Here is a 12,320-nt window from a genome sequence, read left to right on the forward strand (position 1 = left end):
ATGAGTGATCGCAGCACCAACCGAAACGGAGCCCTGCGCGCCCGGCTCCTGGCCGGTGCTGCGGTTGTCGCCTGCTTTCACGCCCTGCCGGCGATGGCTCAGAGCGAATCGCGCCCTGCCCAAGCGCCCACAGCGCCAAGCCAGGCCGGCGCGGACGGGCTGGAGCCTGGCGCCCTCTACGTTGACGCCAATTCCGCCAGCCGTCAGGGCGACGTCATCACCGCCGAGGGGACGGCTACAGATCGAATCTTCGCTCGCATCCGCGACCATAGTCTGCGAGCCGAACACCTCACGTATGACACCAGCAGTGGTGTCGCGACCGCAGAGGGGCGCGCTGAAATCATAGCGCCTGACGGGTCGGTCGTTCACGCCAGCCGGCTCGAGCTGGAATCGGATCTTGAAGCCGGGGTCGCGGTGGATCTGGCCATGCGTCTGGCCAATGGCGCGAGCCTGATGGCTGCGACCGCCGTGCGACGGTCCGAGAATGTCAGCGAACTGAACCGCGTGATCTTCACGCCCTGCCCGATCTGCGACGTGAACGGACCGAAGCAGCCCAGCATTTCGATCCAGGCCGACAAGGCTGTTCAGGATCAGGACCTGCGCGCCATCCTGTATCGCAACGTCGTCTTCCGCCTCGGCGGCGTTCCGATCTTCTACCTGCCAGCCTTCGCCCACCCCGATCCCAGCGTGGAACGGGCGTCAGGCTTCCTCATTCCCTTCCCCGATTTCGACGAGGGGCGCGGGGTTTCGCTGGAAGTTCCGTATCTGCATGTCGTCTCGCCATCCGAGGATTGGCTGATCAGCCCGCAGATCAACACCGATGTCGCGCCCTTCCTGAACCTGCAATGGCGCCGACGGTTCGACACCGGCACGATCGTCGTCCGCGGCGGTTACACCTATGAGCGCAACTTCGGTGACTTCGACCAGGACGGCGACGGTGACGCCGAGAGCAATGTCCGTTTCGGCGACAGAACCAGCCGCAGCTATCTTCTGTCGCACGGCGAGTTTGATCTTCAGGGGCCCTGGCGCTGGGGCTTCACGGCCGAGCGCACTTCGGACAAGACCCTGTTCGACCGCTACAGCATCCGCGACACCTATCAAGATAACGGCCTCTACTACGGCGACCGGCGCCGGCTGATCAGCCAGCTGTACGCCGAGCGCCAGACTCAAAGATCCTACCTGTCGATCGCGGCGTTCACGATGCAGAGCCTGCGGGTGGCGGAGTTCGATCCGGTGACGCCCGCCCTTAACGTCTTTGAAGACGACAAAACCCTGCCCCTGGTCGCACCGCTGATCGATGGGCGGTGGGAAGCGGACAACCCGGTGTTCGGCGGCCGACTACGCTTGCGGGGGTCCGCCGTGGCCCTGACGCGCGACGCCTACGTCGGCTCTCCTACCCTGTCGCCCGAGCTGATTCCGCCCGGACCGACCGACGGCCTCCCCGGGGTCGACAGCCGCCGCATCACCGGTCAGGTCGATTGGCGGCGCACGGTGATCTCACCGCTGGGCGTGCGATGGGAGCCGTTCGTAGATGCGCGTTACGACGTCTATTCCGTCGATGACCTGCCGCCGATGATGGGTGTTGATTCGAACGACATTCTCACACGGGGCAGAGCCAGCGCCGGCGTCGACGTCAGCTACCCGCTTTATCGTCGCCTGAGCGCGGAATCCGATCTAATTCTGGAGCCGATGGCCCAGGTTTCGATATCGACCGACGCCGATCTGGACCCGCGCATCCCCAATGAGGACAGCCAGACGCTGGAACTCGACCATTCGTCCCTGTTCCGGATGGATCGTTTCCCCGGCTACGATCTGATGGAAGGCGGCCTGCGGTTCACGGCCGGCGCTCGCGCGACCCTGCGCTGGAGCGACAATCGTTCCGCCAGCCTGTTCATCGGCCGCAGCATTCGCGCTGACGATCAGCCGGCCTTCCTGACCCCGACGCCGGATGATCCGGACCGTCTCTACGACCCGTCCGGCCTTGCTGGTCGCACCTCGGACTGGGTGGTTCAGGCGACTTTCGCGCCGTCGGACCGCATTCGCGGCTGGGCGCACGCCACGATCGATCCGAACGGCGAGGTGCGTCGGGCTGAGACGACCGTCGATGGTCGATGGGGCCGACGCAACCTGGCCAGCCTCAGCTATATCATCGACCGCTCGAACCCGGTCGCCGGGCCGCTGAACCGCAACTACGAATTCGTCCAGCTTACGGGCCAGCAATTCGTCTACGGCAACTGGGGCGTCACGGTGAACGGCATCGCCGATCTGGAACGCGACATCATCACCCGCTCGGAAGTCGGGCTCCTCTTTGACGATGACTGCTTCCGTGTTGAGTTGGGTTGGCGTCGCGACAATACTCGGGTGCGCCCAACCGGGCCCTCGGAAGGGGTCTATATTCGACTTAACCTCGCCACTTTTGGAGGTTCAGGCTATGAACGCGATGATATGCGCTAAGCATGGCGTACAGGGGCGCGCGCCCTCCGCGGTTCAGCATCGTCCATGACGCCGCTGAACGGGGGACGAGACGGCTTTAGGGAATCAGGACTGACGATGCGTTTGATGCGTTACACGACGGGCGTGGCCATGGCCGCCCTCATGGCTGGGACGGCTGTCGGTCAGTCCGCTGCTCAGACGACGCCGGCCCAACCGGCGCCGGCTGCAGGAACGCTTAATCCGGCTGCTGAGGAAGCGCCTCAACGGGCCACGGCTGCGCCGCAGTTCCGCCTGTCGGACGGCATCATCGCCACTGTGAATGACAGGATCATCACAGGCTTCGACCTGCGCCAGCGCATGCTCGTCATCATGGCCATGTCGCAGGTTCAGCCGACCGAAGAAAATATCGCCGCCATCCAGCAACAGGCGTTGAACGATCTGATCGAACAACACCTGCAGGCCGCGGAACTGACCAAGTACGAGACGCTCAAGATTTCGGACCAGGAAGTCGACGAGGAAATCGCCGCCATGGCGCGCGAGGCCGGCACCACGGGGCCCAGCTATCTGGCCTTCCTCGAACAGGGCGGCATTCGCCCCCAGGCGTTCCGCGAACAGCTTCGCACCGAGATCGGCTGGCGTGAGTTGGTCGGCGGTCGTTTCCGCGATCGCGCCAAGGTCAGCCGCGCCCAGGTCGATCAGGCCATGCGGCAGATGACCGAATCCGCCACCAAGCCCCAATATCTCGTCGGCGAAATCTACCTTGAGGCCAGCCGCGTCGGCGGCATGCAGGAAGCCATGAACGGCGCACGCCAACTGGTCCAGCAGATGGTTCAGGGTGCCCCCTTCATGGCCGTCGCCCGCCAGTTCTCGGCCGCTCCCTCCGCCGCACGCGGTGGTGACGCAGGCTGGGTGGTCCAGGGCACGGTCCAGCCCGCGCTTGAGCAGGCGATGGAAGCCCTCAGCGTCGGTCAGTTGTCCAACCCGATTCCCGTCGAGGGCGGCGTCTACATTCTGTACATGCGTGACAAGCGATCGGGCGCCGCAACCAGCCTGGTCCAGATGAAGCAGATCATGATCGAGGTTCCGGAGACCGCCAGCGAGTCGGAGGTCGCCGCCGCAACCCAGCGTCTGGAAGCCATCCGCAGCGGGACGACCTGCGACAACATCCTGCAACGCGCACGTGCAGAGCAAGGGATGCTAGGTGCTGACCTCGGCGAAAGCGATGTGGCCAACCTCCTGCCCCAGTTCCAGCAGGTCGCCCGGTCGGCCGATGTCGGAACCGTCAGCAGCGTCGTGCGCACCCCGCTGGGCGTGCACATCCTGGCCGTCTGCGGTCGCCGCCTGGGCGGCCCCGAAGCGCCCTCGGCCCAACAGGTTGAATCGCGCCTGCAGAATCAGAACTACGCCATGTTGGGCCGTCGCTATCTACGCGATCTGCGGGCCGACGCCCTGATCGAAATCAAGCAGTGATGACCGGACGGCCGCTCATCGTCACGATGGGCGACCCCGCCGGCGTGGGGCCGGAGATCATCGCCAAGGCGTGGCCCATTCTGGCCACGCCGCCCGGCCCTCTGGCGCCCGTCACCCCCTTTGCTGTCATCGGCGACGCCGACGTGCTTTCGGCCCGGGGCGCCAAGGTCGAGCGGATCTTCGCCCCGTCCGACGCCGTGGCCGTGTTCGGTCGCGCGATTCCCGTCCTCCACGCACCCGCTCCTGCGCCGGTGACGCCGGGCCAGCCAGATCCGCGCAACGCGCCTGCTGTGGCCGACTGGATAGAACGCGCCGTAGGTTTGACCCTGTCGGGAGAAGCCTGCGGGGTTGTTACAGCCCCCATCGCCAAGGCGCCGATGTACGCCTCAGGCTTCCGGTTTCCCGGTCACACCGAGTTCATCGCCGAACTGACCGCAGACATGCCCTTCGGCGGCACGCGCGGCCCGGTCATGATGCTGACGGCCAAGGACCTGCGCGCGTGCCTGGTGACCATCCACGTCGCAATCGACCAGTTGCCAGAGCTTGTGACCGCCGAGCGCGTCATGCGCGTCGCCCGGGTCGTCCACGAATCCATGAAGCGCGATTTCGGCATCGCCGCGCCGCGCCTGGCGCTGGCCGCCCTGAATCCCCACGCGGGCGAAGGGGGGGCCATCGGCTTGCAGGAAATCGAAGTGCTGCGCCCCGCCGCCGCCGCGCTGCGCGCTGAGGGGTTGAACATCACCGACCCCCTGCCCGCCGACACCCTGTTCCACGAGGAGGCCCGCGCCCGCTACGACGCGACCGTCTGCCTCTATCACGACCAGGCCTTGATCCCGGTCAAGACGCTCGACTTCTGGGGCGGGGTCAACGCAACGCTCGGCCTACCCATCGTGCGCACTTCACCTGACCACGGCACCGGCTTCGACATCGCCGGCAAGGGGATCGCCCGCGCCGACAGCTTCATCGCCGCTGTGCGACTGGCGTCAGAGATGGCGGTGGCGCGCGCCACGCGCTAAGGCGTCCGTATGACGGACCTTCCTTCCCTTCGCGAGACGCTCGACGCCCACGGCCTGTTGGCCAAGAAGAGCTTCGGTCAGCATTTCCTGCTGGACCTGAACGTGACGCGAAAGATCGTCCGCTACGCCGGACCGTTCGACGGGCGCGCCGTGATCGAGGTCGGCCCCGGCCCCGGAGGCCTAACCCGCGCCATTCTGGAAAGCGACGCCGGCAAGGTGGTGCTGGTCGAGAAGGACCCGCGCTTCATCCCTCTTCTGTCCGAACTGGATGACGGTTCGGGCCGTCTGTCCATTGTCGAAGGCGACGCCCTCAAGGTCCGAGAGGCCGAACTGGTCGAGGGTCCCGCCCACCTGGTGTCCAACCTGCCCTACAACGTCGGCACGCCGCTGTTGATCAAGTGGCTGACCGGGCCATGGACGCCCTGCGCCCTGACCCTGATGTTCCAGAAGGAGGTGGCCGAACGGGTCGTGGCCACGCCCGGCGACGACGCCTATGGCCGCTTGGCCGTCATCACCCAGGCGGTGGCCGAGGCCCGCATCGTCATGCACCTGCCAGCCGCCGCCTTCACCCCGCCGCCCAAGGTGGCCTCGGCGGTCGTGCACGTGGTCCCGCTGGCTGACCGTCCCTCGCCTGAACGGTTGAAGAAGCTGGAACGCGTCACCGCCGCCGCCTTCGGCCAGCGCCGCAAGATGCTGCGCTCCAGCCTGAAACAGCTCGGCGGCGCCGCCCTGTGCGAAACAGCCGGCATCGAACCCGACGCCCGCGCCGAAGTCATCGACATCGCTGGCTTCCTCCGCCTGGCAGACGCCCTGCAATGACCGTTGCAATCGACCCCTTCCGCGCCATCAGCGTCAGCCGACTGGCCCATGAACTGAAGGCACAAGGCCGCTCGATCATCCATATGGAGTTCGGTCAGCCCTCGACCGGGGCGCCCGCCGCCGCCATCGCCCAGGCGCACCACATTCTGGACTCAGAGCCTGGCGGTTACTGGGAAAGCCCGGCCCTGCGCGCCCGCATCGCCAAGCTCTACGACGATCGCTATGGCGTGACCGTCGATCCCGAGCGAGTGGTGATGACGGCGGGCGCCTCGCCCGCGCTGGTGCTGGCTTTGATGATGCGCTTCCAGCCCGGCGACCGCGTGGCCATCGCCCGTCCTGGCTATGTCGCCTATCGTAACACGTTGAAGGCCCTGCACATGGAGCCGGTCGAGATCGACTGCGGCCCCGAGGTGCGGTTCCAACTGACCGCCGAGGCCCTGCGCGCGCTGAATTCGGCGCCCGCAGGCGTCATCATCGCCAGCCCGGCTAACCCGACCGGCACCATCATCCCCGAGACCGAACTTAAGGCCATCGCCGAGGTCTGCCGCGAGCGGAACATCTCTGTCATCTCGGACGAGATATACCACGGCCTATCCTACACCGGTCCAACTCCATCCATGCTTCAGTTCGAGCCGAACGCATTGATCGTCAACAGCTTCTCCAAATACTGGAGCATGGCGGGCTGGCGTCTGGGCTGGCTGATCCTGCCTGAGGCCGAGGTGCCCCAGGCCCGCGCCCGCGTCGGCAACATGTTCCTGACCCCCGCCACGCTCAGCCAGCACGCCGGTCTGATCGCCATGGACTGCGAGAACGAGCTGGAGGCCAATATCGACGTCTACCGCGCCAATCGCGCCTTGATGTTGGACGCCCTGCCGGCCATGGGCCTGCGCTCCATCGCCCCGCCCGACGGCGCCTTCTACATCTACGCTGACATCGGCCACCTGACCGACGACAGTATCGGCTTCTGCGAGGCCCTGTTGCGCGAAACCGGCGTGGCCACCGCCCCCGGCGTCGACTTCGACCCGGTCAACGGCCACCGCTTCATCCGCTTCAGCTTCGCCGTCTCAACGGCCCAGGTCGAGGACGCCCTGGCCCGCATCAAGTCCTTCTTCGCCGCCAGAACAGCGGCCGCCGAGGAACGTCTCAGCGCCTAGGGGCGTTCGACAGAGCCCGAAACCTTCGGAGCCTTCATGTCGAAATCGCGTCTCTTTGCTTCCGCCGCCCTGCCTTTCGCTCTGGTCTTCCTGACCGCCTGCGGATCGCCTGCCGAGACGCCAAAACCGGAACAACCACCCGCCGCTGCACCGATGCCTACGCTCACGCGAGAGGCAATTGAAGCGGCAGTGTTCGAGGCCGCGCCGCCGCCCGCCAACGACCAGACGACGACTGTTTCGCCCGATCCGGCGATCGCACGCGCCCAGATCCTGCTGGACCGCGCCAACTTCTCGCCTGGCGTGATCGACGGCCTGGGCGGCGACAATACGCGTCAAGCCATCGCTGCGTTCGAGAAGGCCGCCGGCTTGCCTGAGGATGGGGTGCTGGACGCAGAGGTTTTTCAACGACTGACCGCAGGCGACAACGGCCGCGTCACGGCTGACTACACGATCACCACCGCCGATCTGAGCGGGCCATTCATCGGGCAAGTCCCGTCGGACTTGCAAGCCATGTCGAAGCTGACGACCGTCGGATACGCCACGCCGCTGGAAGCCCTGGCCGAGAAGTTCCATATGACCGAAGGTCTGCTTCGCGCCCTCAATCCCGGCGTTGATTTCGGCAAGGTAGGTCAGAAGATCGTGGTCGCGTCGGTCGCCCAGACTGATTTGGCGGCCGATGTGGCGCGCATCGTGGTGGACAAGGCCGAACGCTCTGTCCGCGCCTACGACGCCAATGACCAACTTCTGGCTTTCTACCCGGCCACCATCGGCAGTTCAGCCAGGCCGGCGCCGTCGGGCGATCTGAGCGTGATCGGCGTCGCGCCCGAGCCCAACTACACCTACGACCCCGACCGCGTCAGCTATGACCGGGGCGACCGCAAGGTCATCGTGCCGCCGGGGCCGAACAATCCGGTCGGTTCGGTATGGATCGACCTGTCGCGCGACACCTATGGCATCCACGGCACGCCGGACCCGTCCAAGGTCGGCAAGACCTTCTCCAGCGGCTGCGTGCGCCTGACCAACTGGGACGCCGAACAGCTGGCGTCGCGGGTCAAGCCGGGCGTGCGGGTGGTCTTCCGCTAGACGGTCAGACCACTTCCTTCAGCAGAGCGCCCTTGTAACCCTCGACCCAGAGATTGCGGGCGCGGCGGCTGCGTTCGGCGTGATAGATGTGCGCCAGTTCGGCGTAGCTGCTGTCGAAGTCCTCGTTGACCAGGACGTAGTCGAACTCGTCGCAGTGTTCGATCTCGCCCTTGGCGTTGGCGACGCGGCGTTCGATCACGTCGTCGGCGTCCTGCGAGCGCGTCACCAGACGGCGGCGCAGTTCCTCCAGGCTGGGCGGCAGCACGAAGACGCGAACGGCGTCGCCGGGGCATTTGGCGGCGACATCGCGGGCGCCCTGCCAGTCGATGTCGAACAGGACGTCGCGGCCCTCAGCCAGAGCGCGATTCACCGGGGCCGCCGGCGAGCCATAGCGGTTGCCGTGCACGTCGGCCCATTCCAGGAAGGCGTCGCCGTCGATCAGGCGCTGAAATTCCTCGTGGCTGACGAAGTTGTAGTCACGGCCGTCGACTTCGCCCGGACGGATGCCCCGCGTGGTCATGGAGACCGACAACTCCAATCCCTTGTGATCCGCCATCAGGCGTCGGCACAACGACGTCTTCCCGGCCCCCGACGGACTGGCCACGATCAGCAGGACGCCACGGCGGGGGGTGCGGTTATTCGACATTCTGAACTTGTTCTCGAAGCTGCTCGATGACGGCCTTCAATTCGAGGCCGATTCCGGTGAGCGGCGTGGTAGCGGATTTCGAGCAGAGCGTGTTCGCTTCCCGCATGAATTCCTGCATCAGGAAGTCGAGTTTCCGCCCGGCGGGGGGTTGCTGCAACAGTGTCCGGGCCGAAGCGACGTGCGCGGTCAGGCGATCCAGCTCTTCGCGGACGTCCGCCTTGGTCGCCAGAGCTGCGGCTTCAAGGAAGATTCGCTCGTCCAGGCCCGGCGCGTCGGGGGCCAGTTCGCTGATGCGGCGGGTGAAACGTTCGCGGATCGCCTCGACCTGGCTTGCGGCTTCCTGCTCGGCGCGCGCAACCAGGGCTTCAATGGTCCCGACAAAGTCGTGGATCACGGGCGTCAGCTGCTCGCCCTCACGCTGACGCGACAGCTTCAGGGCGTCCAGCGCCTGCTCGACAGTCGCGGCGATCGCAGCCTCAACAGCGGCATGAGCCTCGGGGTCCTCGACCTCTTCGGCCACTTCGATGACGCCGCGCAGCGACAGCAGACCATCGGCCGAAGGCGGCACGGCCCCCTCTTCCGCCAACTGGTTCGCCAACCTCAGGTAGGTGGCCAGCACGGCCTCGTTGACGCGCGGCGCGGGCTCGCCCCCCTCGGCCCGCTTGGCCTGAACGCCCAGCGTCACCTGACCCCGGTTCAGACGCGCCTGCGCCGCCGTCTTGGCCAGGCGTTCCAGGTTCTCGAAACCGCCGGGACCGCGATAGCGAACCTCCAGCGAGCGTCCGTTGACCGAACGCGCCTCGACCGTCCAGGTCCAGCCGTCCAGCGCGCCGTCGGCACGGCCGAAGCCGGTCATGCCTGAAATAGGCGCACTCATGGCGCGACCGCCGTCGGCACGGAGATGACCTTGGCGCCGGGCGGGATGACCACGGGCGTCGCCTCTCCTTCAGCCATCGGCGTCGATGTCGCGCCGGGCACGGAAGCGGTCTGACCGGGCGGAAGACCCGCCTTGCGCCGTTCGATCTCACGCCAACGCGCGACGTTCAGCAGGTGCTCGGGGTAGGTGCGGGCGAAGACGTGGCCGCCGGTGCCGTCGGCGACGAAAAAGACGTATTCCGAACGCGGCGGGTTCAGCACGGCCTTCAGCGCCTCTTCGCCCGGGTTGGCGATGGGCGTCGGCGGCAGGCCGTCGATCAGATAGGTGTTCCACGGCGTCTGGGCGCGCAGTTCCGAGGCGCGGATGCCGCGGCCCAGCGGACGGCCCTTGGTGACGCCGTAGACGATGGTCGGATCGCTCTCCAGCCGCATTCCCAGCCGCAGACGGTTGGTGAAGACCGCCGCCACCTCGGGCCGTTCCGAGGCCAGCCCCGTTTCCTTCTCGACGATTGAGGCCAGCACCATGGCTTCCTCAGGCGTGGTGACGATGGTGTTCGCCGACCGCGTGGCCCACAGAGCGTCCAGTTTGGACTTGGCCGCCCGCTGCATGCGGGCGACGACCGAGGCGCGGGTCTCGCCACGCGCCACCTCATAGGTATCGGGCCACAGGCTGCCCTCGGCGGGCACCTCGACTTCGCCGGTCAGGACCGGCTGCTTCATCAGGATGTCGACCGCCTGGGCGCTGGACCAGCCCTCGGGCAAGGTCACGTAGTGGCGCACCGCCTTGCCGTCCACCAAGAGGCCCACCACCGTGGCCAGCGACGCGCCCGACGGCACCTCATATTCACCCGCGCGTATCTTGCGGTCGGCGCCGCTCAGGCTGACGGCGGCGCGGAACAGGTCGGTCGAACGGATCACACCTGCCGACTTCAAGCTGGCCGCGATGGCGGGCACGCCGGCGCCGGACGGCAGGGTGACGACGGTGGTGTCACCCTCGACCGCCTTCGGCCCCGGTCCCCAGTAGACGGCCCACAAGGCGATCAGAGCCGCAATGACAAACAGTCCCAGGGTCCCGGCGGCGGTGATCAGACCGACCCCCAGACTGGACCTTGGTGCTCCGCCACCTTTCTTGGGCACCCGCGACTTGGGAATACGGACCTTCGGGGGGCGACGCGACGGAGCCTTGGCCAAATCAGTCGACCTTCTTGAAGATCACGGCCGCATTGGTGCCGCCAAATCCGAAACTGTTGGACATGGCGACGTCGATCTTCATCGGCTTGCCCTTGTGCGGCACCAGATCGATCAGCGTCTCCATCTCCGGGTCGTCCAGGTTGATGGTCGGGGGCGCGATCTGGTCGCGGATGGCCAGGACCGAGAAGATGCTCTCGATAGCGCCGGCGGCGCCCAGGAGGTGGCCCGTCATCGACTTGGTTGAGGAGACGGCGACGTCCTTGGCGTGATCGCCGACCAGACGCTCAATGGCCTTCAGCTCGATCCAGTCGGCCATGGTCGAGGTGCCGTGGGCGTTGACGTAGTCCAGGTCAGAGGGTTGCAGGCCCGCGCGCTTCAAAGCCGCCTTCATGGCCCGCAGACCACCGTCGCCGTCCTCGGACGGAGCGGTGATGTGGTAGGCGTCGCCGCTCATGCCGTAACCGACGACCTCGGCGTAGATCTTGGCGCCGCGCGCCTTGGCGTGTTCGTACTCTTCCAGCACCATGACGCCGGCGCCCTCGCCCATGATGAAGCCCGCGTGGCCGCGGTCATAGGGGCGCGAGGCCTTCTCGGGCGTGTCGTTGTAGGCGGTGCAAAGGGCCTTACAGGCCAGGAACCCGGCGATGCCGATAGGCACGACCGAGCTTTCGGCGCCGCCCGCCACCATGACCTCGGCGTCGCCCAGGGCGATCATGCGGGCCGCGTCGCCGATGGCGTGGGCGCCGGTGGCGCAGGCGGTGACGACCGAGTGGTTCGGGCCCTTCAGGCCGTGGCGAATCGAGATCTGGCCCGATGCCAGGTTGATCAAGGCCGAGGGAATGAAGAAGGGGCTGACGCGGCGCACGCCCTGTTCCTTCAGAACAATGGCGGTGTCGGCGATGGGGCCCAGCCCCCCGATGCCGGAGCCGACCATGACGCCGGTGGCTTCCTTGTCGTCCTCGGTCTCAGGCTTCCAGTTGGCGTCGGCCAGCGCCTCGTCGGCGGCCGCGATGGCGTACAGGATGAAGTCGTCGACACGCTTGCGATCCTTGGCCGACATCACCTGATCGGGATCAAACACGCCCGGCTGATCAGGCGCGCCCCGGCCACGACCGTCCACGGAGGGCACTTCGCCAGCGATCGTGCAGCCATAGCCCTCGGTGTCGAAGGCGGTGATAGGACCGATGCCCGAGCGGCCCTCGACGATGCCCTGCCAGACATGCTCCACGCCCGAACCGAGCGGAGTGACAAGGCCGAGGCCCGTGATGACGACGCGGCGCATGGTTCGCGCTCCTTGGACTATAAGAATCGTGACCGAAAACAATAATGGCCGCCGGACGGTCCCGCTAGGGGCCCGCCACGGCGGCCATCATTTGGAAGTGCGACGGATCGCAGCTGGATTAACCAGCCAGCTTCTCGTCGATGAACTTCACAGCGTCGCCAACGGTCTGGATGTGCTCAGCGGCGTCATCCGGGATCTCGACGTCGAATTCTTCTTCGAAGGCCATGACCAGCTCGACGTTGTCGAGCGAGTCGGCGCCCAGGTCGTCGATGAAGGAGGCCTTTTCCGTGACCTTGTCCGGATCGGCGTCCAGGTGGTCGATAACGATCTTGCGGACGCGTTCGAGGGTG

The 12,320-nt window shown here is 66.5% G+C and carries 11 protein-coding genes; 6 read left to right on the top strand and 5 right to left on the bottom strand.

Annotated features, from left to right (window positions below):
- The 6 genes from B4A39_RS05535 (at position 1) to B4A39_RS05560 (ending at position 7,975) form a co-directional block, all read left to right on the top strand.
- Positions 1-2,454 carry an LPS-assembly protein LptD gene (locus tag B4A39_RS05535; protein WP_292034182.1) on the top strand — a complete coding sequence of 818 codons (2,454 nt, stop codon included), beginning with the start codon at positions 1-3 and terminating at the stop codon, positions 2,452-2,454.
- A gap of 96 nt (positions 2,455-2,550) precedes the next feature.
- Positions 2,551-3,903, top strand: coding sequence for a peptidylprolyl isomerase (locus B4A39_RS05540; protein WP_292034183.1), 1,353 nt, complete (start codon positions 2,551-2,553; stop codon positions 3,901-3,903).
- Positions 3,903-4,919, top strand: a complete 1,017-nt coding sequence (pdxA, locus tag B4A39_RS05545) for a 4-hydroxythreonine-4-phosphate dehydrogenase PdxA (RefSeq protein WP_292034185.1) — start codon at positions 3,903-3,905, stop codon at positions 4,917-4,919. The genes B4A39_RS05540 and pdxA overlap by 1 nt, the downstream gene beginning before the upstream one ends.
- Positions 4,920-4,928: 9 nt before the next feature.
- A complete protein-coding gene (gene rsmA / locus B4A39_RS05550; RefSeq protein ID WP_292034187.1) occupies positions 4,929-5,738 on the top strand; it encodes a 16S rRNA (adenine(1518)-N(6)/adenine(1519)-N(6))-dimethyltransferase RsmA in 810 nt (269 codons plus the stop codon).
- Complete coding sequence (locus B4A39_RS05555; protein ID WP_292034189.1) at positions 5,735-6,892, top strand: pyridoxal phosphate-dependent aminotransferase; 1,158 nt, start codon at positions 5,735-5,737, stop codon at positions 6,890-6,892. The genes rsmA and B4A39_RS05555 overlap by 4 nt, the downstream gene beginning before the upstream one ends.
- A 36-nt stretch (positions 6,893-6,928) precedes the next feature.
- On the top strand, positions 6,929-7,975 hold the full coding sequence (locus tag B4A39_RS05560) for a L,D-transpeptidase family protein (RefSeq protein ID WP_292034191.1): 1,047 nt from the start codon (positions 6,929-6,931) through the stop codon (positions 7,973-7,975).
- 4 nt (positions 7,976-7,979) lie between these two features.
- Here the strand turns inward: B4A39_RS05560 and gmk are convergent, their stop codons facing one another.
- The 5 genes from gmk to B4A39_RS05585 form a co-directional block, all read right to left on the bottom strand.
- On the bottom strand, positions 7,980-8,621 hold the full coding sequence (gene gmk / locus B4A39_RS05565) for a guanylate kinase (protein WP_292034193.1): 642 nt from the start codon (positions 8,619-8,621) through the stop codon (positions 7,980-7,982).
- Positions 8,611-9,498 (bottom strand): YicC/YloC family endoribonuclease, encoded by an 888-nt coding sequence (locus B4A39_RS05570; protein ID WP_292034194.1) that lies wholly within the window; start codon positions 9,496-9,498, stop codon positions 8,611-8,613. Before B4A39_RS05570 ends, gmk begins: the two co-directional genes overlap by 11 nt.
- Positions 9,495-10,688 (bottom strand): endolytic transglycosylase MltG, encoded by a 1,194-nt coding sequence (gene mltG / locus B4A39_RS05575; RefSeq protein ID WP_292034195.1) that lies wholly within the window; start codon positions 10,686-10,688, stop codon positions 9,495-9,497. Before mltG ends, B4A39_RS05570 begins: the two co-directional genes overlap by 4 nt.
- 1 nt (position 10,689) lies before the next feature.
- The gene (fabF, locus tag B4A39_RS05580) at positions 10,690-11,970 is read right to left on the bottom strand and encodes a beta-ketoacyl-ACP synthase II (protein WP_292034196.1); all 1,281 of its coding nucleotides are present in this window, start codon (positions 11,968-11,970) and stop codon (positions 10,690-10,692) included.
- Positions 11,971-12,088: 118 nt separating this feature from the next.
- Positions 12,089-12,320, bottom strand: a 232-nt coding sequence (locus tag B4A39_RS05585) for an acyl carrier protein (RefSeq protein WP_292034197.1), incomplete at its 5' end; no start/stop codon positions are given.

Source organism: Brevundimonas sp. UBA4553 (assembly GCF_002387245.1).
Classification (GTDB): domain Bacteria; phylum Pseudomonadota; class Alphaproteobacteria; order Caulobacterales; family Caulobacteraceae; genus Brevundimonas.

Excerpts from the sequence above, each read along its gene's own strand:
- B4A39_RS05560 (WP_292034191.1), top strand. The coding sequence starts at position 6,929 with ATGTCGAAATCGCGTCTCTTTGCTTCCGCCGCCCTGCCTTTCGCTCTG.
- B4A39_RS05540 (WP_292034183.1), top strand. The coding sequence starts at position 2,551 with ATGCGTTTGATGCGTTACACGACGGGCGTGGCCATGGCCGCCCTCATG.
- B4A39_RS05570 (WP_292034194.1), bottom strand. The coding sequence starts at position 9,498 with ATGAGTGCGCCTATTTCAGGCATGACCGGCTTCGGCCGTGCCGACGGC.
- pdxA (WP_292034185.1), top strand. The coding sequence starts at position 3,903 with ATGACCGGACGGCCGCTCATCGTCACGATGGGCGACCCCGCCGGCGTG.
- B4A39_RS05535 (WP_292034182.1), top strand. The coding sequence starts at position 1 with ATGAGTGATCGCAGCACCAACCGAAACGGAGCCCTGCGCGCCCGGCTC.
- B4A39_RS05555 (WP_292034189.1), top strand. The coding sequence starts at position 5,735 with ATGACCGTTGCAATCGACCCCTTCCGCGCCATCAGCGTCAGCCGACTG.
- fabF (WP_292034196.1), bottom strand. The coding sequence starts at position 11,970 with ATGCGCCGCGTCGTCATCACGGGCCTCGGCCTTGTCACTCCGCTCGGT.
- gmk (WP_292034193.1), bottom strand. The coding sequence starts at position 8,621 with ATGTCGAATAACCGCACCCCCCGCCGTGGCGTCCTGCTGATCGTGGCC.
- rsmA (WP_292034187.1), top strand. The coding sequence starts at position 4,929 with ATGACGGACCTTCCTTCCCTTCGCGAGACGCTCGACGCCCACGGCCTG.